This is a genomic window from Tatumella sp. JGM91 (assembly GCF_018257575.1).
Classification (GTDB): Bacteria; Pseudomonadota; Gammaproteobacteria; order Enterobacterales; family Enterobacteriaceae; genus Tatumella; species Tatumella punctata.
On record NZ_JAERJP010000022.1, the window covers coordinates 1 to 25,591 of the forward strand.

Here is a 25,591-nt window from a genome sequence, read left to right on the forward strand (position 1 = left end):
CTGCGTACCGATGAACTCAGCCAGAACGCGGCATAACAGGGAGAGTTAAATGGCAAGCAAAGGCGTAAACCGAGTGACACTCGTCGGGAACTTGGGGCAGGACCCTGAAGTGCGGTACTTGCCCAATGGAGGGGCGGTAACCAACATCACGCTGGCAACATCGGAGAGCTGGCGGGATAAGCAGACAGGCGAGAGCAAGGAAGTTACGGAATGGCACCGTGTGGTGCTGTTCGGAAAATTGGCAGAGGTCGCCGGGGAGTATCTGCGTAAGGGATCGCAAGTTTATATCGAAGGACAACTCAAAACCCGCAAATGGCAGGACCAGGGTGGACAGGACCGGTACACAACGGAAGTGATCGTGAATGTCGGCGGCACAATGCAGATGCTTGGTGGCCGACAAGGTGGATCGGGAGGGAATCAGGGTAGCCAGAACAGCGGCCAGCAGTCCGGTATCCCTCAGCAAGGATGGGGCCAGCCACAATCAGGCCACCAAAGGGACGATGAGCCACCATTCTGAATAAAATCATCCTCCCTATCCGGAGGGCTACTTAGGAGGGGAAAGTGACTCGAATTACATCCCGCATACTGGCAGGTAAATATCCTGCTTTCATTAAACGAATAGCGTTCCGCATTGCTCTGTGGGATGCGTACAGGAGGAAGTGATGATACTCGCCGGATACGTCATCCTCATTATCTCCGGTAACCAGGCAACTCCCCTCACTGAACATATCTCCCCCACCGAAACACAATGCCAAGCCATCATCAACCGACTGCATGAGCGGCGGCCGGCGGCTGAGTTATTGTGTGGTGAAGTAGAAAGGAATAAATCATGAATTACGCAGACCCACTCGACCAGGCATCAGAACTGGAACATCAGCAGTTACAGGTAGCAATGGCTAACCGCCCACGACCGAAGCCATTCACCGGAAAGTGCTATAACTGTGGCGACATGATCGACAAAGGCCACTATTGCGATGCCGACTGCCGCGAAGATGCCGAGAAGCAAGAACGCGCCGAGATGTTTAAGCGCCACTAATTCCACCCACTAGACCACCCTATCCCCGTACCGGTCACCGGCGGCATCGTCGTGCCTGCGGGTTGGGTAAAGGAGAATGCTATGTTAATTGAACAACTCGTTACCGAAAAAGAAGTGATGGCCTGCCTGAACATCCGCTCGCCAAACACGATGTGGCGCTACAGAAAGGAATGCTGCTTCCCGGAACCGGTACGATCACATCCGAATCAATACCGGCCGTCCGAGGTGCAAAACTGGATTAATAATGGCGGTTCTAAGCAGAAGATAGCTTCTTAACGTGCCAGAAGATTTTATCCGCGTGAAGCTCATAGCCCTGCTTCTGGTCTTCAATCCAGTCATGCTTGTTATACACTGCCATAATCCCACCCAAATCATGCCCCAGCATCTTCTCGGTGACATGGGGCGCTATTCCCTGCTCAGACAATCGGGTAACCAGCGTCCGGCGAAAATCGTGCGCTCTCCAGTACCCGATATCCATGCCGTCACGAACCCTGCCTATATACCTGTTGGCTGCTGATATGGTTATCGGCTTGTCCAGCGCGTCTCCCGGAAACAAAACATCTTTATATGTTGTTAGTGCCTTTTCAAGAAGCGGCTCAATTGCCGGGAAGATAGGCCGGCGAATGATATTGCCCATTTTGCTTAACTCTGCGGGCGTAGTCCAGATCATGCTATCCAGATCAAAGTGCTGTGTGGTGGCTTGCCTCAACTCTGAGTTTCTGGCGCCCCATAGCATCAGCATCTGGTGAAGGAGCTTATTAGCTGTGGATGCCCGTGTACGGTCTATCTTCAGCCATATCTGTGCCAGTTCCTGATAAGTCAGTACTCTGTCCCCTACCTGCGACGATGTACCAAAGTCACGGGGTAGAATGTTCATCAGGGATGAAGACTCAATATACTGCCGACGGATACACCAGTGTGCCGCGGTTCTGAGCTGACTGAGAACCTGACGGGCCCGGCGCGGATTCTCTCGTTCCTGCACAGTAAAGAAATCAACCCACTGCTTAGCGGTGATGTCCTCAATGGGTACATACCGAAATGCACCCTCCATAACCTTCATTACCGTCGAGCTATAGAGGTCCCGGGTCTTGGGTCTGAGTTGCGTAATTACATAGTTTTGGTACCAGTAGTCCAGGCAGTCGGCCAAGGTAGCTTTTGAGCTCTGGCCTCTATCGAACTTAGAGCGTGGATCAGCGCCGGATGCAACCAGCAGCCTGAGCTCATCGGTAATATTTCTGGCATCCTTCAATGACACTGACGGATGCCGGCCAATACTCATGCGCTGAAATTTTCCCTGCCATTTAAAGCGGAACTGGAAGTTGATAACGCCTTTAGGTGATATCCTTGCGCTCAGGCCGTTAGAGTCTGTAACCTCCGAGGGTCCAGTATAGGCTTTGCCTGAAATTGTTCTTAGCTTCGTGTCTGAAAGGGCCATTCTAAATTTGGTACACCAGAGAAATTGAGGTTGGTACAAGAATGGTACAAAATGTCGCGTGGAGTAAAGAGGATAATAAAGGAAAACTCAGGATAGAAAAGGTCGATAATTGAGCGATATAACCGGTAATATTTTGATTTTTAATAAATTAACAGGAAAGAAAAGGAAGGTATTGGATGAAAAATAATGAATCAGTAACACCTACCTTCCTCTTTCATGATTATGAGACTTTCGGCAAGCACCCTGCACTGGATCGTCCGGCACAGTTTGCCGGCATCCGTACCGATGCGCAGTTCAATATCATCGGTGAACCAGAGGTTTTTTATTGCCAGCCCGCCGATGATTATCTCCCGCAGCCGGAAGCGGTGATGATCACCGGGATTACCCCGCAACATGCTCTGGCACAGGGGGTCAATGAGGCGGAGTTTGCCAGGCGTATCCACACTCTGTTTTCTGAACCGGCAACCTGTGTGGTGGGCTACAATAATGTCCGTTTTGATGATGAGGTTACCCGCAATATTTTTTACCGGAACTTCTATGAACCTTATGGCTGGAGCTGGCAGGCAGGAAATTCACGCTGGGATCTGCTGGATGTGATGCGTGCCTGTTATGCTCTCCGTCCTGAAGGTATTCACTGGCCGGAAAACGAAGACGGATTGCCCTCTTTCCGGCTGGAACATCTGACGGCAGCCAACAATATCAGCCACGAACAGGCTCATGATGCTATGTCGGATGTTTATGCCACTATCGCCATGGCCAGACTGGTCAGAGAAAAACAGCCGAAATTATTCGATTTTCTGTTCCGCCATCGTAATAAAAATAAACTGCAGACCCTGATTGATATTCCGCAGATGAAACCACTGGTACATGTCTCGGGTATGTTCGGTGCGGCGCGGGGAAATACCAGCTGGATAGTGCCGCTGGCCTGGCATCCGGAGAATAAAAATGCCCTGATCACCCTCGACCTGGCCGGTGACCTCGAACCGTTGTTACAGGAAAATGCTCAGACTCTGCGTGAACGTCTGTACAGTACCCGTGAACAGCGCGGTAATCTGCCGGCAGTGCCGCTGAAACTGGTGCATATTAATAAATGTCCGGTACTGGCCCCGGCCAGTACATTGCGGCCGGAAGATGCCGCGCGACTGGCGATAGATCGCGCCCGTTGTCTGGAAAATCTGGCCCTGTTACGTCAGCACAGTGAAATTCGTGAGAAAGTTGTCGAAATTTATGCGACCAGCCGTGAATTTCCGGCGACAGAGGATGTGGATGCACGGCTGTATGACGGCTTTTTCAGTGAGGCGGATAAGCATGCGATAAATATTATCCGTTCAACGGATCCCCGCCATTTACCGGCGCTGGATATTCGCTGGCAGGATCCGCGCATCGATGCACTGCTGTTTCGCTACCGCGCCCGTAATTTCCCGGGAACGCTGGATGACAGTGAGCAGCAACGCTGGCTGGAACACCGCAGAGAAAGTCTGTCAGCCACCCGGGCAGAAAAGTACCTTGCTGAGCTGCAGCAACTTTCTGCGCTCTATCCGGACGACGCACATAAGCAGTCACTGCTGAAAGCATTATACCGGTACGCTGAAAGCTTACTGAACTGATTCGCAGATATAAAAAAACCCTGCCGTCATTGCCGGCAGGGTTAATCAGTGTTCAGACCGACAGATTATAATCCGTCTTCACTGTATTGTGGTACCGGTAATCTGAAGATACGGGTTACCACGGCCAGGTAGATAATGCCGATAGCCGCCCAGATCAGCCCCAGAATCATAGAACTTTCTTCCAGGTTAACCCATAAAGCACCCACCGTCATCGCTCCCAGCAGTGGCAGGATCAGATAACTGATATGATCCTTCAGGGTCTTGTTACGTTTCTCACGGATCCAGAACTGTGAAATAACCGACAGGTTAACGAAGGTAAATGCCACCAGCGCACCGAAGTTAATCAGGGCAGTCGCCGTCACCAGGTCAAAGTTAATCGCCAGCAACGCAATGGCACCTACCAGCAACACATTCAGGGTCGGCGTAGACCACTTCGGTGAAATATAACCAAAGAAACGTTGCGGGAATACACCGTCACGTCCCATCACGTACATCAGACGGGAAACACCGGCATGTGCAGCCATTCCGGATGCCAGCACGGTTACACAGGAGAAAATCAGGATACCGAACTGGAACGTTTTACCCGCTACGTACAGCATGATTTCCGGCTGTGAAGAGTCCGGATCTTTGAAGCGCGAGATATCCGGGAAATACAGTTGCAGGAAGTATGACACTGCAATAAACAGTAATCCGCCGATCAGGGCTGTCAGGAAAATAGCTTTCGGAATAGTGCGCTCTGCATCTTTGGTTTCTTCTGACAGTGAACTGATACCGTCAAAGCCAAGGAAGGAGAAGCACAATATTGTGGCCCCGGTGATCATAGGAACAACCTGCGCATCAGAAGACCAGAACGGTTTACTGCTTACCAGGGTACCGGCACCGACACCATGGCTGACGCCATAGATAACCAGACCAACAATAAACACCATTACCGCAATCTGCAGGACCACGATAACACTGTTAAAGTTAGCGACTGTCTTAATCCCTTTAAGGTTAGTGACAGTCATAAACACCACCAGTAATACAACGAAAATCCATGACGGGACCCCCGGTACCAGTGATTCAAAATAGCTTTTTGCCAGCAGAATATTAATCATGGGCATAAACAGATAGTCCAGCAATGAGGACCAGCCGACCATAAATCCGACATGAGGACTGATGGATTTTTGCGCATAGGTATAGGCCGAACCAGCTGACGGGAAGCGGCGTACCAGCTTGCCATAGCTCAGTGCGGTAAACAGAATAGCGATTAAGGCGAAAGCATAAGCGGTGGCAACATGGCCACTGGTCAGCCCGGAAACAATCCCAAAGGTATCAAACAGGGTCATTGGCTGCATATAAGCCAGACCAATCATCACCACAGGCAGCAGTGTCAGTGTTTTTTTCAGATTGGCACGCTGTGGTGCAGGAGAAGTATTATTTTGCATGAGTCTGGCTCCCTACAGTAACAATCGGTGCGGATTGCTCCACAGGGAATTTCCGCGCGCGGCGAAACGTGAAGTGTAAAACAGATGTGCCATTGAATGTCGCGCCGTAGTCGTCGCGAAAGCGGCTACCAGATGCTGCTGGTAAAGTGGTGAACAACCCCATCAATATTTCCTCAGACTCACTTCGGTGAGTGTTTTTTGTGTATATCTCTCCGGAAAAGTTCCGGCCCCGTCAGGATGAGTAATCAAACATTTACGCAAAAAAAATAACCGACGCCAGGAAAGGCATCGGTTATTTCAAATTTTGCAGACGCGCATTTTGCATAAAACGCCCCCCCAATTCAAGCAAATATCGTGTTGTTTACCACATTTGCCAGAAATTGCTTATTGCATTGGCATATCAAACGGATCCGGCCACTGATATTCAAAACCCATTTGCTGACAAATACGTTGCGCTGCCACAATTTTTCCGTCCTGAGTGCCCTGTTGCGGGATAAATTCAGGAGCCACCCAGCCTGCCTGTCGTGCCAGTCGTGGATAATACTGTTCTCTGGCCGGATGTTGCGGTGCACACAGGTTATACACTCGCCCGCTGGCCGGGTTTTCCAGTAACACTATGATCGCAGTAATAACATCATCAAGGTGAACAAGATTCACCCCTTGCTGACCACGGCTTAATCCGGTCTTACCTGCCAGAAAACGTCCCGGATGACGCCCCGGCCCCACCAGCCCTGCCAGCCGCAGAATATCAACACTGGTACCGGGCAAATCGTGCAACCATTGTTCAAGTTGTACCAGTGACCGGCCGGCAGGCGTCACAGGATGCAACGGACTTTGTTCATCCACTTCACCTTCAGCATCACCATATACCGAAGTCGAGCTGGTAAAGATAATATGTTTTACCTTGCGCGCCAGTGCGCTGTCGACGATATTCTGAACTGCATAAACATACTGCTGGCTGTTTTCTGCGGTACGGCTGGCTGGCAGTGTGACGACCAGCGCATCCACTGCCAGTAAATCTGCCAGATCATCCTTATCACAATGCGGTTCCGGGTCCAGCGTCAGTTTACAGGCATTAATACCACTGGCCCTGGCAGCACGTACACCGTCTTCGGTCGTTTTACTGCCGGATACCTGCCAGCCGCGCCCTGCCAATGCACGGGCCAATGGCATCCCCAACCAGCCCAGACCCACAATTGCTACTTTTTTCATTATAAAACCGCCTTTTTCAGCTGTTCAACGCAGTCACTGATGTTATTCCTCTGACCGGTTTCAGGCCAGTATAAATTTTTATTGTGCTTTTATTATGACCCGGTAAAAAAGTGTTGCCAGCCACTGAGATTTTGGTTAGGTTAAATGCCAGACAAACGACTCACTAACCGTCGGAAAAATTTATGAATCGCGTTCAGTTTAACCACCATCATCACCATCACCCTGACTAGTCTTTCAGGCGATGTGTGCCGGGAGACGAAAAGATCTCCCGGTGGTTTGAGCGCTATTTTAAACCCCCGGAAGAAATCTTCCGGGGGTTTTTTTATGGACAAAAATTTAACAATAAAAATTCCGGACAGGAACAACAGACAGAGGACAGGACAGATGTTAGATAGCAAACGTATTCGCATTGCCATGCAGAAATCAGGTCGCCTGAGTGATGACTCACGTGAACTGCTGACACGCTGTGGTATAAAAATTAATCTTCAGCAACAAAGACTTATTGCATTCGCAGAAAATATGCCAATCGATATCCTGCGGGTGCGCGATGATGATATTCCGGGCCTGGTCATGGACGGTGTCGTTGACCTGGGGATCATTGGTGAAAATGTGCTGGAAGAAGAGTTGTTGTCACGCCGGGCACAGGGCGAAGATCCCCGCTATACCACCCTGCGTCGCCTGGATTTCGGTGGATGCCGGTTGTCACTGGCTATGCCGGCAGATGCTGAATACACAGGCCCGGAGTGCCTGAATAATAAACGTGTTGCGACCTCTTATCCGCATCTTCTGAAACGCTACTTCGACAGCAAGGAGATTAATTTCAAGTCCTGTCTGCTGAACGGTTCTGTCGAAGTCGCGCCACGCGCCGGTCTTGCTGATGCAATCTGCGATCTGGTTTCCACCGGAGCCACTCTGGAAGCGAACGGCTTACGCGAAGTCGATGTGATTTACCGCTCCAAAGCAGTACTGATCCAGCGCAACGGCGATATGCCTGAAGAAAAACAATATCTGATCGATAAGCTGCTGACCCGTATCCAGGGGGTTATCCAGGCCCGCGAATCAAAATACATTATGCTGCACGCACCTTCAGACCGGCTGGAAGAAGTCATCAGTCTGTTACCGGGGGCTGAGCGCCCGACCCTGCTGCCACTGGCGGGCGACAAAGCAAGGGTCGCCATGCATATGGTCAGCAGCGAAACACTGTTCTGGGAAACCATGGAAAAACTGAAAGCCCTGGGCGCCAGCTCAATCCTTGTTCTGCCGATTGAGAAAATGATGGAGTAAGTGATGAGCAACTTTGACACTCTTATACACTGGCAACAATGCTCTGCTGAACAGCAACAGGCATTACTGAAACGCCCTGCGCTGGCCGCGTCCGCGACCATCAGTCAGACAGTGCAGGATGTGCTGGATCAGGTGAAGCAACAGGGCGATACCGCACTGCGCAATTTCAGTGCGAAGTTTGACAAGATCAGTCCGCAGGTTTTTGCTGTCAGTGAACAGGAGATCAGCGCAGCGGCGGAGCGTGTCAGTGATGAACTGAAATCTGCCATGCGGACTGCTGTCGGTAATATTAATGCCTTTCATCAGGCCCAGATTTTCCCCGGTGTCGATATTGAAACTCTGCCTGGTGTGCGCTGCCAGCAAGTGACCCGCCCGGTGCAGTCCGTCGGTCTGTATATTCCCGGCGGTTCTGCCCCGTTATTTTCCACAGTGCTTATGCTGGCTACCCCGGCAAAGATTGCCGGGTGCCGTCAGGTGGTACTTTGTTCCCCTCCGCCGATTGCCGATGAAATACTGTTTGCCGCACAACTCTGTGGTATTACAGACGTGTTTCAGGTCGGCGGAGCCCAGGCTATCGCCGCCATGGCCTTCGGTACTGACTCTGTCCCTAAAGTTGATAAAATCTTCGGCCCGGGGAATGCCTGGGTGACGGAAGCGAAACGCCAGGTCAGTCAGCGTCTGGACGGCGCGGCTATTGATATGCCTGCCGGGCCGTCAGAAGTTCTGGTGATTGCCGACGAAGGGGCAACACCGGCATTTGTGGCTTCCGACCTGCTGTCACAGGCAGAGCACGGGCCGGACTCCCAGGTGGTGCTATTGACACCGTCGGCTTCGCTGGCCGAAAAAGTTGCTGAAGAAATCCGCCACCAGCTGGCCGCACTGCCCCGTGCCGACACTGCCCGCCAGGCCCTGGCAGGCAGCAGGCTGATTGTCACCCGTGACCTTGACGAATGTATTGCTATCTCAAACCGCTACGGGCCAGAGCACCTGATTATTCAAACCCGGCAACCCCGTGAGTGTGTTGAACGTATTACCAGCGCAGGATCTGTTTTCCTGGGTGACTGGTCACCGGAATCAGCGGGTGATTATGCCTCCGGGACGAACCACGTGTTACCGACCTATGGCTACACGTCAACCTATTCGAGCCTCGGACTGGCTGATTTCCAGAAACGAATGACCATCCAGGAGTTATCACCCGCCGGTTTTTCGGCGCTGGCACCGTCGATCGAAATTCTGGCGGCCGCAGAACGGCTTGATGCCCATAAAAATGCGGTGACATTGAGAGTGAAAGCTCTGGAGGATAATCTATGACAAAGTCTGTTGAACAGCTGGCACGTGATAATGTCCGGGCACTGACCCCTTATCAGTCAGCCAGACGATTGGGTGGAAACGGAGATGTGTGGCTGAATGCTAATGAGTATCCGCTCCCTATCCCTTTCGAGCTCACTCAGCAAACATTAAACCGTTATCCTGAATGTCAGCCAGCGCAGGTTATCGAGCGCTATGCAGCATACAGCGGACTGAATAAGGATCAGGTACTGGTCAGCCGCGGCGCTGATGAGAGCATTGAATTACTGATCCGTACGTTTTGCGAACCCGGTAAAGATAAGATTTTATTCTGTCCGCCAACTTACGGTATGTATAGCGTCAGCGCAGAAACTATCGGTGTGGAATATGTCACCGTCCCGGCACTGGATAACTGGCAGCCGGACATTCCGGCTATCGCCAGCCAGCTTGACGGGGTGAAACTGGTGTACCTGTGCAGCCCGAATAACCCGACAGGTAATATTATCGACCCAGACGCTGTTCGTCAGTTACTGGCACTGACAGCCGGAAAAGCGTTGCTGGTCGCCGATGAAGCCTATATCGACTTTTGTCCGGAAGCCTCCCTGAGCGGCTGGCTGCGCGACTACCCGCACCTGGTTATCTTACGCACCTTATCCAAAGCATTTGCGCTGGCCGGTTTACGCTGTGGCTTTACTCTGGCAAATCCACAGGTTATCACTCTGTTACTTAAAGTGATCGCCCCGTACCCGCTCTCTACTCCGGTCGCGGATATCGCCGCCCAGGCATTGAGTGAACAAGGCCTGGCGGTTATGCGCCAACAGGTGGCGACCCTGAACAGTACCCGTCAGTGGTTACAGCAACAGCTGGAGCAATGCCCGCTGGCGGAACAGGTTTATCCCGGCTCAGCTAACTATCTGCTGGTCCGTTTCAGTGATCCACAGGTCTTCAGTACCCTGTGGGATCAGGGCATTATTTTACGGGACCAGCGTAAAAACCCCGGCCTTGAAGGGTGTTTACGTATTTCTATCGGCACCCGCCATGAATGTGAAGTTCTGGTGAATGCCCTGAACACATTAAGTCACTCGGCGGAGCAAGCATGAGCCAGAAAATTCTTTTTATTGACCGTGACGGCACACTGATTTCTGAACCCCCGGTTGACTTTCAGGTCGACCGGATGGAAAAACTGGCCTTTGAACCTGGCGTGATCCCGGCCCTGCTTCGCCTGCAGGATGCCGGTTATCAGTTGGTGATGATCACCAACCAGGATGGCCTGGGGACCGACAGTTTCCCGCAGGCTGACTTTGATGGCCCGCATAACCTGATGATGCAGGTTTTCAGTTCTCAGGGTATCAGCTTTGCGGCGGTACTGATCTGCCCGCATACACCGGAAGATAACTGTGACTGCCGTAAACCCCATACCCGACTGGTTCAGCCATGGCTGGAAGACGCGGTATTAGATAAGCAAAACTGTTATGTAATTGGTGACCGCCAGACGGATATGACTCTCGCGGAGAACATGGGGATCAACGGAATTCTTTATGGCGAAGGTGATAATGTGTGGCCATCGATCGCTGATCGCCTGACCCGCCGTGATCGTCACGCACTGGTGCAGCGTAATACTAAAGAAACACAGATCACCGCCGAAGTATGGCTGGACCGCGAAGGCGGTAGCAGGATCAGTACCGGGGTAGGTTTTTTTGACCATATGCTGGACCAGATTGCCACCCACGGTGGTTTCAGAATGAATATTGATGTCAAAGGTGATCTGTATATCGATGACCATCATACGGTAGAAGATACAGGCCTGGCCCTGGGTGAGGCGCTGTTAAAAGCTCTGGGAGATAAGCGGGGGATTGGCCGTTTTGGGTTTGTGCTACCGATGGACGAATGCCAGGCCCGTTGTGCACTGGATATCTCCGGCCGGCCGTATCTGGTCTATAAAGCAGCCTTTAGTTTTCAGCGGGTAGGCGACCTGAGTACCGAAATGATTGAACATTTTTTCCGTTCACTCTCTTACAGTATGGCCTGTACCCTGCACCTGAAAACCAAAGGGCACAATGATCACCACCGGGCCGAAAGTCTGTTTAAAGCGTTTGGTCGTACCCTGCGCCAGGCTATTCAGGTCAACGGTAATACACTGCCGAGTTCAAAAGGGGTGCTGTAATGGACGTGGTCATTTTAGATACCGGATGTGCCAATCTTTCCTCCGTCAAATGGGCGATTGAACGGCTGGGATACCAGCCGGTCGTCAGTCGCGACAAAGGCGTGGTGCTGAATGCCGATAAACTGTTTTTACCGGGCGTCGGTACCGCCAGGGCGGCCATGAGTCAGTTACAGGAACGTGAACTGACAGAACTGATCAGGCACTGTACCCAGCCGGTGCTGGGCATTTGTCTGGGGATGCAGCTGCTGGGGCGTCGCAGTCAGGAGAGTAACGGCATTGATACCCTCGGCCTGATTGATGAACAGGTCAGCCTGATGGAAACCGGCGAATTGCCGTTACCTCATATGGGCTGGAACCAGGTCACCCCGCAGGCCGGGCACCCGTTATTCCGTAATATTGCTGCCGACAGTTATTTTTATTTTGTCCACAGCTACGCCATGCCTGTATTCAGCGGCACCATTGCACAATGTGATTATGGAAAGCCGTTTTCTGCTGCCGTACAGCAGGACAACTTTTATGGTGTCCAGTTTCACCCCGAACGCTCCGGTAAAGCCGGCGCTCAGCTGATCAAAAACTTCCTGGAGATGTAATGATTATCCCCGCTCTCGATTTAATTGAAGGTAAGGTTGTCCGTCTTCACCAGGGAGATTATGCGCAACAACGCGATTACGGTAATGACCCCCTGCCACGCCTGCAGGCTTATCAGCAGGAAGGGGCTGAAGTATTGCATCTGGTCGATCTCACCGGGGCAAAAGACCCGCAGGCTCGCCAGATCCCCTTACTGAAAAAACTGCTCGCCGGTGTCACTGTCCCGGTTCAGGTCGGTGGCGGCATCCGCAGCCGTGATGATGTCGCAGCCCTGCTTGAAGCCGGAGCTTCGCGGGTGGTGGTCGGTTCAACCGCGGTCACACAGCCCGAAGAGGTCAGACAATGGTTCCGCGAGTTTGGTGCAGGGGCAATTGTCCTGGCTCTGGATATCCGGATTGACGAAAACCAGCGTAAAGAAGTGGCCATCAGCGGCTGGCAGCAAGCTGCCGGGGTTACCCTCGAGCAGGTTATCGAAAACTATCAGTCTGTCGGACTGAAACATGTTCTTTGTACAGATATTTCCCGTGACGGCACCCTGGCTGGCTCTAATGTCGCCCTTTACCAGCACGTGACAGCACGTTATCCGCAGATTGCATTTCAGTCTTCCGGAGGCATTGGTTCACTGGCAGATATCGCGGCATTACGCGGCAGTGGCGTAAAAGGCGTGATTGTCGGACGCGCTTTACTGGAAGGAAAATTTACAGTGACGGAGGCTATTTCATGCTGGCAAAACGGATAATTCCCTGTCTGGATGTACGTGACGGTCAGGTAGTCAAAGGTGTGCAGTTCCGTAACCACGAGGTGATCGGTGATATTGTTCCGCTGGCGAAGCGTTACGCTGAGGAAGGTGCCGATGAACTGGTCTTTTATGATATTACGGCCTCTTCTGATGATCGGGTAGTGGATAAGAGCTGGGTGTCACGGGTGGCAGAAGTAATAGATATTCCCTTCTGTGTGGCCGGAGGCATAAAATCAACAGAAGATGCTGCACGTATCCTCACTTTTGGTGCCGACAAAATTTCGGTGAACTCCCCTGCACTGGCGGATCCTGATCTTATCAGCCGGCTGGCTGACCGCTTCGGGGTGCAGTGCATCGTGGCAGGTATCGATACCTGGTACGACGAGCAAAACGGCATTTATCAGGTGAATCAGTATACGGGAGATGAATCCCGAACCCGTGTCACCCAGTGGCAGACCGCGGACTGGGTGACGGAAGTCCAGAAACGGGGTGCCGGTGAAATAGTGCTGAATATGATGAATCAGGACGGTGTCCGTAACGGTTATGACCTGCAACAGCTGAAACTTATCCGCGATATCTGTCATGTTCCTTTAATTGCCTCAGGCGGCGCAGGTACTATGCAGCATTTCCTTGATGCTTTTCGTGATACCAATATCGATGGCGCACTTGCCGCTTCTGTATTCCATAAGCAACTGATTAATATTGCAGAACTGAAAGAGTTTCTGCGTACCAATAATGTGGAGGTCCGTACGTGTTAACTCCTGAGCAACTTGCCCGGCTGGACTGGGAAAAAACCGGCGGGATGATCCCTGCGATTATCCAGCATAACGTTTCCGGTGAAGTACTGATGCTGGGCTATATGAATCAACAGGCACTGGAGGTTACGCAGCAAACCGGGCATGTCACTTTCTGGTCACGCACAAAAAACCGCCTGTGGACCAAAGGTGAAACCTCCGGCCACGTTTTGCAGGTTGTCAGTATCACTGCCGACTGCGATAACGACAGTCTGCTGATCCTTGCCACGCCGGCCGGGCCGACCTGTCATCAGGGGACTTCCAGCTGTTTCTCCCCCGCCGCCAGTGACTGGGGCTTTCTCTATCAACTGGAACAGTTGCTGGCTTCGCGTAAATCGGCAGATCCCGACAGTTCTTATACTGCCAGTCTGTATGCCCGTGGCACCAAGCGTATTGCACAAAAAGTCGGTGAGGAAGGTGTTGAAACGGCACTGGCGGCAACCGTCAATGACCGTTTTGAACTGACCAATGAAGCTTCCGATCTGATTTACCACCTGCTGGTACTGTTACAGGATCAGGATCTCGACTTCAGTACTGTGATCAATAATCTGCGCGAACGTCATCAGAAAAAAGACTGACCCGCAGCGATACGGCAACGCCGCCTGTCAGACAGGTGCCGTTGCCTGTTTCCCCTGTTGCCCCCGCCCGGTTTGCCGGCTGTTCTCTGCGGCTATTTTTGCATTTTCCGCCATAGATCGCCGATTAATCCCCTGAACAGGCATAGTGTGGGTAAATCAGCAGGGTCAGGGGGAACTATGAATTATTATCACAGTCCGGTGTACATTAAATTATCTGAATATCTGTTCTGTTGCCGGAAATCATCCGTATACGTCAATATTGCACTGGTGATGCTGCAAAAAATTACTGAGTTTCCGGCAGTTTATATTGAAGAAATCGCCCTGCTGGCGAATACCACCCCGGCCAGTGTGACTCGGTTCTGTAAAGTCCTCGGGTATCCGCGTTTTCAGATGCTGAAAGAAGATTTACAGCCTTTTTTTATCCCGCCATCTGTATCCTCAGACGGAGACCCACAACAGCTGGAAGCTCGTATGCTGCAGAAAATCCACCGGCATATTCCGCAGCAGCGCTGCAGACAGGTTGCAGACTTATTGAATAATAGCCGCCATCTGTTGATTTTATCGACTGATTACAGTTTTATGCCCTCTAACCTGCTGCGGGAAGCTCTGGCAGACGAAAACCGTCTGGTTTATCAGTTGCACCGCCAGAGTAATGATCATCTGCTGAGTAAATTTCTCGCTGTATGCGATACGGTGATGCTGATCGACTTGACCGGGGAATGGCTGCGAGTCCATCCGCAACTGTTTCCTCGCCTGGCCGCAAAAAATGCAGTTTGTTTTACTGCCCGCGGCCGGTTACCGGTTCCGGAAACCCTGTTTAAGGTAACACTCGATTTATCAGCAATCCCTGACTTTTTCAGCTCTAACTATTTTTCCTGCCTGGCGATCACCAGTACGGTGTTCCATATCATTCGCTATACCAGCCATACACTGCACTGTCATTAGTCTTTATGGTTTACCGGGGCTGTTTTCCAAAAAATGAAAATGAATCTCTTTGTCTGTTAACCCCTGATGTTTTAGCGTGGAACCACCCGTTATGCTGACAAAAGGAATGTCAGATGTCTGTGAATTTACTGGCTGAGAACATACTTACCGGACTGGGCGGTGCCGGTAATATTCTTAATCTTACCCACTGTGCCACACGCTTAAGGATCCGTCTGGCCGATACCACAAAATGTAATGATGCGGCGATAAAGCAGATTAATGGCGTATTAGGTACTGTGACTGTCAGCGGACAATACCAGCTGATTATCGGACATCAGGTCGCAACGGTGTATCAGGCATTACAACAACGGTGTCAGTCAGCGTCGCCGGGGCAACAGGCCACTGGCGGTTCCGGGCCTGCCAGATTGCCGGTATTCGACATTATTTCCGGTAGTTTCCTGCCGCTTCTGGGCCTGATGGCCGCCGGTGGTCTGCTGAAAGTGATTCTGACGGTGATCGGATACCTTAGCCCGGCAACTGCCGCTGGCAATACCTGTCAGATACTTGCCGCCATCGCTAACTGTCCGTTCTATTTTTTACCGGTATTGCTGGGGTGCTCGCTGGCCCGCAGGCTGGGGGCCAACCCGTTCAGCGGACTGATTATCGGGGCGGCCTTACTGGACCCGGTAATCAGCGGTATTATTACACAGCCCGGCAGTTCATTTGCCAGCCTGCCATTAGTGCCGGTCAGTTATGCAGGCAGCGTCTTCCCGGTCTTTATTGCGGTAACGGCCTGCTACTGGCTGGAGAAGCTACTGTTGCGCATTATTCCGCTGTTTCTGCAATTAGCCCTGGTTCCCATGCTGTCACTGATCATTATTATCCCCGCGACTTTGCTGATTTTCGGGCCATTCGGTATCGCGCTGGGAGAACAACTGGCACTGCTGATTGGCATGTTACAGAACAGCAGTGGTCTGCTGTGCGGACTGATACTGGGTGCCGGCTACACTTTTATTGTTCTGTTCGGGCTGCACTGGGGGCTGGTACCGGTCATTCTGGCTAACCTGGCCAGCGGGGGAGATCCTTTATACGCCATCGGCGGCATGGCCGCGTTCGCCCAAATCGGCGTGGCTGCCGGAGTATTAGTTTCCCGGCCGCCAAAAGAATTACGGGTACTGCTCAGCAGCGCACTACTGCCAGCCATGATCAGCGGCGTTACCGAGCCGATTATTTATGGCCTGATGCTGCCTTTCCGCCGGCTGTTTTTATACACCGCCATCGCCAGTGCGATTGGCGGTGCCATTAATGGCTATTTCGGGGTGCAGATGGTGGCTTATGCTTTTGCCAGCCTGCCGGCAATCCCCGCCTTCACACCTGTTGGTATTTATCTGGTCTCGGTACTGGTGACTGTGACCAGTGCTGCCATCATGGTGCTGATTTTTGGTTACCGTCAACCCGCTCATGTTCAGGGAGAACACCATCATGAACGAAAAACTACTGTTTCCTGAGGATTTTTTATGGGGAGGCGCCATCGCTGCTAATCAGGCAGAAGGGGCATGGCTGGAAGGCGGAAAAGGCTGGAGTGTGGCGGACATTAACCGCTTTATTCCGGAAGAAGAGATCCGTCGCCTGTCAAATAAGGAAATGGATACTGCCACAATATGCCGTCTGATGGCTGATCAGCACAGCATTTTTCCCAAAAGAAATGCCATCGGTTTTTATCATAACTACCAGCAAGATCTGCAGCTGATGGCGGGTCTGGGGATGAAAACATTCAGAACTTCCATCAGCTGGGCCCGGGTATTTCCGCGGGGCGATGAACAACAACCGAATGCGGAGGCACTGGCATGGTATGACCGGCTAATCAGCACTATCTGTGACTATGGTATGCAACCAATGATCACCCTCTCCCATTATGAGATGCCCCTGACACTGGCCCTCGAATACAATGGCTGGTCAGACCGGCGGGTGATTGATATGTTTGTGCGTTTTGCCCGTGTCTGCCTGCAACGCTACCGGCACCAGGTGCGCTACTGGATCCCCGTCAACCAGATCAATCTGATCCGTTATGAGTCTTTTAATCATTTAGGGATCCCTGCCGACCGCGTCAGTGATCTGCGACAGGCGAAATACCAGGCTGTGCATCATGAAATGGTGGCATCGGCTAAAATTAAACAGTTCGCCCGTCAGCTGGATCCCGGTTTACAGATCGGCATGATGCTGTACTGTGATTATGCTTATCCCGCCACCACCGATCCCCGGGATGTGCTGGCCGCTCAGCAACGTAATCAGATGGAATATTACTTTGCCGATATATTACTGCGGGGAAGTTATCCGGGCTATGCGCTGCGTTTCTTTGATGACCACCATATCAGCCTGAGAGTGACCCCGCAGGACCGCGAGGACCTGCAACATACCGCCGATTTTATGTCGTTTTCCTATTACTACACCAGCGTGACCGATCGGGAAATTGTTGTTTCAGACAGTCACAACAGCCGCCCTAACCCGTTGCTTAAAGAAAGTCCCTGGGGCTGGGCCATTGATCCTGTCGGGCTGCGGACCGTGTTAAATGAATACTGGGGACGCTGGCAAAAACCGATAATGATTACCGAGAACGGTATTGGCTGCTTTGACCGGCTGGCGGAAGGCCGGATTAATGATGATTACCGGATCGACTATATCAGGGCTCATCTGCAACAGTTACAACAGGCGATGGCCGATGGTGTACCGGTACTGGGTTATTATCTGTGGTCACCGATTGATATCGTCAGTTGTTCTTCCTCACAAATGGAAAAACGCTACGGGCTGATTTATGTTGATCGGGATGACTACGGAGAAGGCAGCGGACAACGTATATGTAAGCAAAGCTACTACTGGTACCAGCAAGTGATTGCCAGCCGGGGCGCAATACTGTCATGTCATGCCGATCACGCCGAATAAATTCTCCCAGCTTAAGGTTCTGATTCTGTTACTGATGAATAAATATGATAGATTAGTGAATGGTGATTTAAAAATATCATAAAAACCCCGGCGGTTTCGGGGTATACAGTGCATAACAAGCCCCCGGCACAGAGGGTGATCAGCATTTACTACATCAACACGATCAGGATGTTACAGATTATGACTTTTACCAGAAAACTTCGTCTGACTGCTTTAACGGCCCTGCTGGCAGGAGCACCTCTGCTGGGCCATGCTGCCCTGTCGCAGGTTCGTTTCGCTGTCGACCCTACATATCCGCCTTTCGAGTCTAAAACTGACGACGGGAAACTGGTGGGTTTTGATATTGATTTAGGCAATGCCCTGTGCCAGCAGATGAACGTCAAATGTGTCTGGGTAACCAATGAGTTTGACGGAATGATCCCGGCACTGAAAGCCCGGAAATTCGATGCCATCCTTTCAGATATGGGCGTTACCGAAGAACGCCTGAAACAGATCGACTTTACCGTACCGGTTTACAATACTCCGGTGATGCTGGTGGCACGTAAAGGTTCCGGCCTGCTGCCGACCGCAGAATCACTGAAAGGTAAAAGTGTCGGTGTGGAACAGGGAACCGTTCAGGAACGTTATGCCCGTGCTAAATGGCAGCCTTATGGCGTAAACGTGGTTGCCTACGGGGATCAGTCTCAGGTCGAAAACGACCTGGTCGCCGGCCGTCTTGATGCAGAATTCACCGACGGGGCTCAGGCCGGTATCGGTTTTCTTAAACAAGCTGCCGGTAAAGATTTTGCACTGACCGGCCCGGCGGTCGAAGACCCGATTATCGGTCCCGGCACCGCCATCGGCCTGCGTAAAGGGGATACTGAATTACGGACAGCGCTGAATGAGGCTTACGCAAAAATAAAAGCTGACGGCACCTTTGATAAAATCCAGAAAAAATATTTCACTACCGATATTTCGGTGAAATAACCCGCCACAGTACCGGAACAGCTCTGCCGTTCCGGTATTCTGTTTTTCCCTATTCTCCGCTGTATACCCTTGCACGGGCTACGCTGAGCCAGGACTGTTACCCATGAAACATCACAGCTATCCGATACATTCTTCCCCTTTCGGTACCCGGCGGTACATTGACAGTTATGAATTCGGTGATAATGACCAGCAGCAAATTTATATTCAGGCCGCACTGCACAGTGACGAACTGCCGGGCGTCGCCGTCGCCTGGTATCTGAAACATGCCCTGAGCAGCCTCGAGAGTCTCGGCAGGCTGCGGGCTAAAATCACCCTGGTGCCTGTGGCTAATCCGATCGGTTTTTCTCAGCAACTGCAAGGGCAGCCACTGGGCCGGTTTGAAAGTAACAGCGGGCAGGATTTTAACCGTCAGTTTCCGGCTATCGGGGAACAACTGGCAGTGCTGGCAGAGCCCTGTTTAGGTCAGGATGCTACGGAAAATAAACAGGTTATCCGTCAGGCTATTGACCGTTATTTTGACAGTTATACTCCCGGGAATGAGCTGCAGTCACAGCGTGCCATTCTGATGCGTATGGCCTGTAAAGCTGACCTAATGATTGATATGCATTGTGACTGGGAAGCTGTTTCCCATTTATATACCACCCCGCAGGCCTGGCCGGAAATTGAAGTACTGGGGCACTATCTGGGCTGCCGGACCGCACTGATTGCCGGTATATCCGGCGGAGAACCCTTTGACGAAGCCTGTGCAGAACCCTGGTATTTGCTGCAACAACGTTTCGCTGACCACTATCCGTTACCGGAACCATTAAAACCGGTGACCCTCGAACTGCGCGGTGCGCGGGATGTCAGCCATCAGCAGGCTGAAACAGATGCACAGGCAATAATTAACGGGCTGATTGCCCTGGGATATATTGAGGGTGCAAGACCGCCACTCCCGTCCGGGCCCGCTCCGCTGGCTGCACCGCTGGCGGGTTGTGAGTATCTGACCGCCCCTCATGCCGGGGTTATTCTTTACACCCGGCAGCCCGGCGAATGGATCCGCGCCGGTGAAGTGGTCGCCGAAATCCTCGACCCCATCAGTGACCAGCTGACGCCGCTGGTCTGTCAGCAGGACGGATTACTTTACGCCCGCCACTGGGTCAGATTTGCCACCGCAGGCCTGCTGGTCGTCAGACTGGCAGGGGGGACTGCACGCAGGGAAGGACCGTTACTGGTGCCGTAAAACACTCAACGCTATCAGTTATTACTACAGTAACCTCCGGCATCACCGGAGGTTTCAGCCAGTCTTTCAGTCCAACATCCGAGATAATCGCCGGTAATCTACCGATTAGAAATGAAGAGATTACTCTGCTTCGGGCAACAACCACCATGCTTATGATGGATAATTGCATCGGCTAATGAAAAATCTCCCGTGTCCGCATTTCTCCTCCGGGGACAAAAGGTTTTAAACGGCCGGTAACCGTCTGACAACTTTTGTCCTGAGATCAGAGAACAGCACTGCAATTTCATGACTGATTACCTGAGAATGGCTATACGATTAACTCTTACTCTCTCCGGATAACAATAAAATTAGTTTCCCGCAAAAACTATTTTGTAAACGTCCCAGCTCTTCCTGATACTGTTTTGTTTGTGTCTCAAACCGTTGTTTTTGATCCTCAGTATGCTGTAATTCCTGTTCAAGCTGAGATTTCTGTTCTATATGCTGTCCCAGGGCCTGAACCATCTCATTTTTTTGCCCTTCAAGTAGTTGCAGCTGATATTTATACTCTTCAGTCACTGTAATCATCTTATCGAGATTTTTCTGATTCTTGTTCAGCTGATTCTGGTTATGGGTATTAAGTTGATGGGTATGCCTGACATCCTGCTCCAGCCGGCATTTCAGGGCCATTAGCATATGCTCAGGAGTACCGGATATAAAATGCTGGTATTGTTCTGCCAGATAATCAGATTCAAAATCACTTGCTGACAGCAACGGAGACTGTTGGTAGAAAGACCGGATTAACATATAAAATTTTTCATATGCTTCCCAGCTTTTTAATGTTGATAAACTCCAGCTTAAAAATTCAACACTGTAGTTATTATAATTCTTCCGCAATGGATATAACTCAGGGTGCCGGGTCAGAAAATCATCTAATTTTTTTATCGCTTCCAGTGAACAATAGTAAGAAATTTCCCGAGTATTGGATAATGACCCAGCTCTGTTATCTCGGTGAGTAATTAATATATCATCACATACAGTAATTTCTTCAGCTTGTAACATTATTGCACAAACAAAATAGAGGTCATTAGTTGTCCGAATTTCCTGAAATTTTAACCCGCTGCGAATGATGAGTTCATGGCTAATTAGCTTATCCCATGCCCACCAGATAAAATTACGGAAAAAATTATTTTTCATCTGTAATGCATTAAATTTTTTTTCCTCCGGTAGTGAATCACTGGCAATCGTCCATGCTGTTTCAGTAACAATACCACTATCATCATCAAGATTATTGCTACGGAAAACTAAGATATCTGCATTGTTATCACTTGCCTGTTTATACGCAGTTTCAAGCATATCAAGACTATAAATATCATCATCATCCAGAAAAATAATATATTCACCGTGTGCATATTGAAGCCCTCGGTTTCTGGAATAACCTGCCCCCCGATTATCTTCATTGACCAGTACTAAAAATCGGGGATCATTTCGGCATATTTCATTAATAATCTGAATTGTAGAGTCAGTCGAATAATCATCAACAATGATCACCTGAATATCAGAAAGCGTTTGCTTCGAGATATTATTAATTGTTTCCGCTATATAACCTTCAGTATTATATGTGGTAATAATTGCTGTAACTTTCGTTAAATACATAGTATATACCCCTGAAATTTTACCATGTCATATCTGACCAGCAAGGTTTATATTCTATTAAAATCATATGCTATAATAATTAAAATATCACTGAGAATCATCCCACAAACACGTAATTAATTTAACTTCAGCGGCTTTGTTCAATAAATCGAACTTTTTCTGAATTGAGAGGTCAGATCACGTATTCTCTGACAACGCAGGAGTCCCGTGGCAAAGCAGAAGTTCAGAATAACCCACTGACACTGAAGCACCTCAGGAAACATATGGATGTGATCTGCACAGCATTCCGCTTCAAGGATATATACATTTTACCATTCGCATAACTTTCTCAAAATTCTACCCATGCCTCTGCACTTCTCTTCATAGAATACCTGCCGTCGGTATGTCGGCGCAAAAACGATAACAACATTCACTGACAGCAAAGATCCGGCAGACCTGACGAACACTGGCTTCCTGAATGATTTCAGACTTCAGCCGCTTTTCGGCATACATACTTTTGAGACGACGGTTTTCTTCTTTCAGGTCTTTCAGGTCTTTCAGGTCTTTCAGGTCTTTCAGGTCTTTCAGGTCTTTCAGGTCTTTCAGGTCTTTCAGGCGAGACATTAGGGCAGCATCCATCCCGCCAAACTTTGAACGCCATTTATAAAAACTGGCACTGCTAATGCCATGTTCCCGACGCAGTTCCGGAACCGAAGTACCCGCTTTCGCCTGCTTAAGAATGGCGATGATCTGGCTGTCAGTAAAACGTGACCGGTGAGCTTCGCTGCCCTTTCGGTCCATAGAAATCCTCCCTGAATTCAGGTTAGTAGAAAATTCTACTTATGAACACACCGATTTTTCGGGGGGATTACCCCAACAGCCCAGCTTAGCTGGGGTTTTTTGGTACAAAAAAAACCGGTCCGGTAAAATACCGGACCGGTTTCTGAAAGCCGTTTAATATAATATGAATGGTGCAGCTTTATAAGATTATTTCATATCAGGGCGTTCTAAGGATGATTAATCTAACCATTCGGTGTGGAATACACCTTCTTTATCGGTACGCTTATAAGTATGAGCACCGAAGTAGTCGCGCTGTGCCTGAATCAGGTTAGCCGGCAGCACTTCTGAACGATAGCTGTCATAGTAAGCAATCGCCGCAGAGAACGTCGGCGCAGGAATACCATTCTGGACCGCATAAGCCACAACGTCACGCAGCGCCTGCTGGTATTCGTCGGCAATATTCTTAAAGTACGGTGCCAGCAGCAGGTTAGCGATCTCTGCATTTTCAGCATACGCATCGGTAATCTTCTGCAGGAACTGAGCCCGGATAATACAACCGGCACGGAAGATTTTAGCAATCTCACCGTAGTTAAGATCCCACTGATACTGCTCTGAAGCAGCACGCAGCTGTGAGAAGCCCTGAGCATAAGAAACGATTTTGCCCAGGTACAGTGCACGGCGTACTTTTTCAACAAACTCAGCTTTATCGCCGGAAACTGTTTTAGCAACCGGGCCGGTCAGTACTTTAGAAGCGGCTACACGCTGAGTTTTCAGGGAAGACAGGTAACGGGCAAAAACAGATTCAGTGATCAGTGACAGTGGTTCGCCTAAGTCCAGAGAGCTCTGGCTGGTCCATTTACCGGTTCCTTTGTTAGCGGCCTCGTCGAGGATCACATCAACCAGGTAGTTACCTTCTTCATCTTTTTTAGTGAAGATATCTTTAGTAATATCGATCAGGTAGCTGTTCAGTTCACCGGTGTTCCATTCACTGAAAGTTTCAGCCAGCTGTTCGTTGCTCAGGCCCAAAGCCCCTTTCAGCAGGGAATAGGCTTCAGCAATTAGCTGCATATCACCGTATTCGATACCGTTGTGCACCATTTTCACATAGTGACCGGCACCGTTAGGACCGATATAGGCAACACAGGCTTCGCCTTCTGCACGGGCCGCAATTTTGTCAAAGATAGGAGCAACCAGCTCATAAGCTTCTTTCTGACCACCAGGCATAATTGAAGGGCCTTTCAGAGCACCTTCTTCACCGCCGGAAACGCCGGTACCGATAAAGTTAAAGCCCTGGTCAGACAGTTCTTTATTACGGCGGATAGTGTCTTTATAGAAAGTGTTACCGCCATCGATAAGAATATCGCCTTTATCCAGATGCGGAGTCAGAGATGCGATGGTCTTGTCGGTCGCTTCACCCGCCTGCACCATTAACAGGATACGGCGTGGTTTTTCCAGGGATTCAACAAACTCTTCGACACTGTAGTAAGGTGCCAGTTTTTTGCCCGGATTTTCAGCAATCACTTCATCTGTTTTTTCACGTGAACGGTTAAATACAGAAACGGTATAACCGCGGCTTTCAATATTCAGAGCCAGGTTACGGCCCATCACTGCCATACCTACTACACCGATTTGTTGCTTGGACATTATCTACTCCTGTCAGATCAACTCAGGTAACATTCATTGAGACTATAATGTAATGATGAATGAGAAAATTTAAATTAAAACTACCAGCATCCTGTACAATTAACCAGTAATTCCGCACAATTCGAACAATCAGCGTCCGTATCAATACTCACAAACAATTTCAATGGACAGTTTTAAGTCAAAAATGCTTACTGTGAATAAAATTCGACCATTACTTTCTGAAGGTCTTATAAATGTTTATCGTTTTTGCGATAACATCATCGGATGAAAATTTTTCGATGACAAGTTCGCGACCCTTTTCCCCCATCGACTGTCTGAGAGACTTATGTTGTAATAATTTTTTTAATTTTGAACAAAAAATCGCTTCATCACCTTTCGGGATAAGATAACCGGTAACATTGTCAATAACGATGCTTTTACAACCACCACTATCATAAGCAATGCATGCTCTCCCCTTCGCAGCACCTTCAATCAATATGCGTGGTACGCCTTCCGGATAAAGTGTGGGTAACGCAACGATGTTAGACTGCGCAATGAGGGTATCAATATCATTACGTGTGCCAAGCCATTCAATATCTCCGCTATTCACCCATTGTTGAATTTCAGCAGATTTAATTGCATCAGGATCGTCATCAACTAAAATACCTGCGACTAATAACCTGAAATTGATATTTTCTATGGATAACTTGTTTTTTATATTTATCAGCGTAGACAGACCTTTATTATGCAGCATTCTGCTGGCAAAGAAAACAATCGGGATATCATTTTCATTTTCATATGAGAAACTATACATCTTTATGTCAACACCACAGCCATCAATAATAACTGCATTTTCCTCCGGAAACTTTACACATTCCCTAAAGGTTTGGAAATCAGCATCATGTTCAAATACAATACGACTTTTATTGTTTGAAAAAATATAAGAATATACCGAGCAAACAATTTTTTTAAGCCACTTTCGACAGAAACCAGCCGCATTGAACACCCTGCCCAGGCCAACTAAATTTGCTACCATAGGCTTTGATTTTATTTTTGAATACAACCCGCCAATAATAATTGGTTTTATTGTGATGCAATGTAAGACTGAAGGCCCTATTTGCCTTAGGAAATAAAATGCTCTGATAGCACTATAAAAAAAACCAAAAAAATTATAAGAACGCTCTTTAAGCGGCAATCTGTAACAGCGAAAACCTAACTCTGAAAACTTATAAAAATATTCATCACCATGAAATCTGGTAATAATAAAAACCTCAAAACCATTCTCTTTTGCTGACAGAGCTCGATCTAACCAATGAAGATTAAAATACCAGTCCGAGTTTATAAAGTAACAAATTTTATTCATAGAATAATTTC

Annotated in this window: 24 protein-coding genes, 2 pseudogenes and 1 other annotated feature; of the genes and pseudogenes, 18 read left to right on the forward strand and 8 right to left on the reverse strand. The window is 49.6% G+C overall.

From position 1 onward, the window contains the following. The first annotated feature begins 49 nt into the window (after positions 1 to 49). The 3 genes from JK198_RS13840 to JK198_RS13850 all read left to right on the forward strand — a co-directional run bounded on the left by JK198_RS13840 (position 50) and on the right by JK198_RS13850 (position 1,312). Positions 50 to 517 carry a single-stranded DNA-binding protein gene (locus JK198_RS13840; RefSeq protein WP_212709932.1) on the forward strand — a complete coding sequence of 156 codons (468 nt, stop codon included), beginning with the start codon at positions 50 to 52 and terminating at the stop codon, positions 515 to 517. A 312-nt stretch (positions 518 to 829) separates the two neighbouring features. Further along, entirely contained in the window at positions 830 to 1,036 is a 207-nt protein-coding gene (locus tag JK198_RS13845) for a hypothetical protein (protein ID WP_212709933.1), read from the forward strand. A gap of 81 nt (positions 1,037 to 1,117) precedes the next feature. Continuing rightward, positions 1,118 to 1,312 (forward strand): AlpA family transcriptional regulator, encoded by a 195-nt coding sequence (locus JK198_RS13850; RefSeq protein WP_212709934.1) that lies wholly within the window; start codon positions 1,118 to 1,120, stop codon positions 1,310 to 1,312. Here the strand turns inward: JK198_RS13850 and JK198_RS13855 are convergent. Then, the gene (locus JK198_RS13855; protein WP_212709935.1) at positions 1,290 to 2,471 is read right to left on the reverse strand and encodes a site-specific integrase; all 1,182 of its coding nucleotides are present in this window, start codon (positions 2,469 to 2,471) and stop codon (positions 1,290 to 1,292) included. The genes JK198_RS13850 and JK198_RS13855 overlap by 23 nt on opposite strands. 176 nt (positions 2,472 to 2,647) lie before the next feature. On the opposite strand from JK198_RS13855, the gene sbcB reads away from it, so the two are divergent. Further along, positions 2,648 to 4,078 (forward strand): exodeoxyribonuclease I, encoded by a 1,431-nt coding sequence (sbcB, locus tag JK198_RS13860; protein ID WP_212709936.1) that lies wholly within the window; start codon positions 2,648 to 2,650, stop codon positions 4,076 to 4,078. 65 nt (positions 4,079 to 4,143) lie between these two features. Here the strand turns inward: sbcB and JK198_RS13865 are convergent, their stop codons facing one another. After that, positions 4,144 to 5,505, reverse strand: coding sequence for an APC family permease (locus JK198_RS13865; RefSeq protein WP_212708984.1), 1,362 nt, complete (start codon positions 5,503 to 5,505; stop codon positions 4,144 to 4,146). Positions 5,506 to 5,889: 384 nt separating this feature from the next. Beyond that, entirely contained in the window at positions 5,890 to 6,717 is an 828-nt protein-coding gene (locus JK198_RS13870) for an SDR family oxidoreductase (protein ID WP_212708985.1), read from the reverse strand. Between the two features lie 182 nt (positions 6,718 to 6,899). Between JK198_RS13870 and hisL the strand changes: the two genes are divergently transcribed. From hisL to JK198_RS13940, 14 genes are all read left to right on the forward strand, one after another. After that, on the forward strand, positions 6,900 to 6,947 hold the full coding sequence (hisL, locus tag JK198_RS13875) for a his operon leader peptide (RefSeq protein ID WP_002231208.1): 48 nt from the start codon (positions 6,900 to 6,902) through the stop codon (positions 6,945 to 6,947). After that, positions 6,923 to 7,043: a sequence feature (His leader region), on the forward strand. Its footprint overlaps the gene before it by 25 nt. Positions 7,044 to 7,101: 58 nt before the next feature. After that, positions 7,102 to 8,001, forward strand: a complete 900-nt coding sequence (gene hisG / locus JK198_RS13880; protein ID WP_212708986.1) for an ATP phosphoribosyltransferase — start codon at positions 7,102 to 7,104, stop codon at positions 7,999 to 8,001. A gap of 3 nt (positions 8,002 to 8,004) precedes the next feature. Further along, positions 8,005 to 9,312, forward strand: a complete 1,308-nt coding sequence (hisD, locus tag JK198_RS13885) for a histidinol dehydrogenase (RefSeq protein WP_212708987.1) — start codon at positions 8,005 to 8,007, stop codon at positions 9,310 to 9,312. After that, on the forward strand, positions 9,309 to 10,388 hold the full coding sequence (gene hisC, locus JK198_RS13890) for a histidinol-phosphate transaminase (RefSeq protein ID WP_212709937.1): 1,080 nt from the start codon (positions 9,309 to 9,311) through the stop codon (positions 10,386 to 10,388). The genes hisD and hisC overlap by 4 nt, the downstream gene beginning before the upstream one ends. Further along, positions 10,385 to 11,452 (forward strand): bifunctional histidinol-phosphatase/imidazoleglycerol-phosphate dehydratase HisB, encoded by a 1,068-nt coding sequence (gene hisB, locus JK198_RS13895; RefSeq protein WP_212708989.1) that lies wholly within the window; start codon positions 10,385 to 10,387, stop codon positions 11,450 to 11,452. The genes hisC and hisB overlap by 4 nt, the downstream gene beginning before the upstream one ends. Beyond that, on the forward strand, positions 11,452 to 12,042 hold the full coding sequence (hisH, locus tag JK198_RS13900) for an imidazole glycerol phosphate synthase subunit HisH (protein WP_212708990.1): 591 nt from the start codon (positions 11,452 to 11,454) through the stop codon (positions 12,040 to 12,042). Before hisB ends, hisH begins: the two co-directional genes overlap by 1 nt. Further along, on the forward strand, positions 12,042 to 12,779 hold the full coding sequence (hisA, locus tag JK198_RS13905) for a 1-(5-phosphoribosyl)-5-[(5-phosphoribosylamino)methylideneamino]imidazole-4-carboxamide isomerase (RefSeq protein WP_212709938.1): 738 nt from the start codon (positions 12,042 to 12,044) through the stop codon (positions 12,777 to 12,779). Before hisH ends, hisA begins: the two co-directional genes overlap by 1 nt. Further along, on the forward strand, positions 12,761 to 13,537 hold the full coding sequence (gene hisF / locus JK198_RS13910) for an imidazole glycerol phosphate synthase subunit HisF (protein WP_212708992.1): 777 nt from the start codon (positions 12,761 to 12,763) through the stop codon (positions 13,535 to 13,537). Before hisA ends, hisF begins: the two co-directional genes overlap by 19 nt. After that, positions 13,531 to 14,151 (forward strand): bifunctional phosphoribosyl-AMP cyclohydrolase/phosphoribosyl-ATP diphosphatase HisIE, encoded by a 621-nt coding sequence (gene hisIE, locus JK198_RS13915; RefSeq protein WP_212708993.1) that lies wholly within the window; start codon positions 13,531 to 13,533, stop codon positions 14,149 to 14,151. Before hisF ends, hisIE begins: the two co-directional genes overlap by 7 nt. 177 nt (positions 14,152 to 14,328) lie before the next feature. Then, positions 14,329 to 15,096 carry a hypothetical protein gene (locus JK198_RS13920; protein WP_212709939.1) on the forward strand — a complete coding sequence of 256 codons (768 nt, stop codon included), beginning with the start codon at positions 14,329 to 14,331 and terminating at the stop codon, positions 15,094 to 15,096. 113 nt (positions 15,097 to 15,209) lie between these two features. Then, entirely contained in the window at positions 15,210 to 16,583 is a 1,374-nt protein-coding gene (locus JK198_RS13925; RefSeq protein WP_212709940.1) for a PTS transporter subunit EIIC, read from the forward strand. Further along, positions 16,558 to 18,015 (forward strand): glycoside hydrolase family 1 protein, encoded by a 1,458-nt coding sequence (locus JK198_RS13930; protein ID WP_249213340.1) that lies wholly within the window; start codon positions 16,558 to 16,560, stop codon positions 18,013 to 18,015. The genes JK198_RS13925 and JK198_RS13930 overlap by 26 nt, the downstream gene beginning before the upstream one ends. Before the next feature lie 177 nt (positions 18,016 to 18,192). Then, complete coding sequence (locus tag JK198_RS13935) at positions 18,193 to 18,981, forward strand: ABC transporter substrate-binding protein (protein ID WP_349290181.1); 789 nt, start codon at positions 18,193 to 18,195, stop codon at positions 18,979 to 18,981. 103 nt (positions 18,982 to 19,084) lie between these two features. After that, the gene (locus JK198_RS13940) at positions 19,085 to 20,203 is read left to right on the forward strand and encodes a succinylglutamate desuccinylase/aspartoacylase family protein (RefSeq protein ID WP_212709942.1); all 1,119 of its coding nucleotides are present in this window, start codon (positions 19,085 to 19,087) and stop codon (positions 20,201 to 20,203) included. Positions 20,204 to 20,518: 315 nt separating this feature from the next. On the opposite strand, the gene JK198_RS13945 is transcribed toward JK198_RS13940, so the two are convergent. The 5 genes and pseudogenes from JK198_RS13945 to JK198_RS13965 form a co-directional block, all read right to left on the reverse strand. Then, positions 20,519 to 21,835, reverse strand: a complete 1,317-nt coding sequence (locus tag JK198_RS13945) for a glycosyltransferase family 2 protein (RefSeq protein ID WP_212708998.1) — start codon at positions 21,833 to 21,835, stop codon at positions 20,519 to 20,521. Between the two features lie 248 nt (positions 21,836 to 22,083). Continuing rightward, a pseudogene (locus JK198_RS13950) lies at positions 22,084 to 22,281 on the reverse strand (transposase); the annotation flags it as partial. Continuing rightward, a pseudogene (locus JK198_RS13955) lies at positions 22,229 to 22,615 on the reverse strand (transposase); the annotation flags it as partial. The pseudogenes JK198_RS13955 and JK198_RS13950, both read right to left, overlap by 53 nt. Positions 22,616 to 22,831: 216 nt before the next feature. Continuing rightward, positions 22,832 to 24,238 (reverse strand): NADP-dependent phosphogluconate dehydrogenase, encoded by a 1,407-nt coding sequence (gene gndA / locus JK198_RS13960; protein ID WP_212708999.1) that lies wholly within the window; start codon positions 24,236 to 24,238, stop codon positions 22,832 to 22,834. Between the two features lie 211 nt (positions 24,239 to 24,449). Further along, the gene (locus tag JK198_RS13965; RefSeq protein WP_212709943.1) at positions 24,450 to 25,580 is read right to left on the reverse strand and encodes a glycosyltransferase family 4 protein; all 1,131 of its coding nucleotides are present in this window, start codon (positions 25,578 to 25,580) and stop codon (positions 24,450 to 24,452) included. Positions 25,581 to 25,591: the final 11 nt, after the last annotated feature.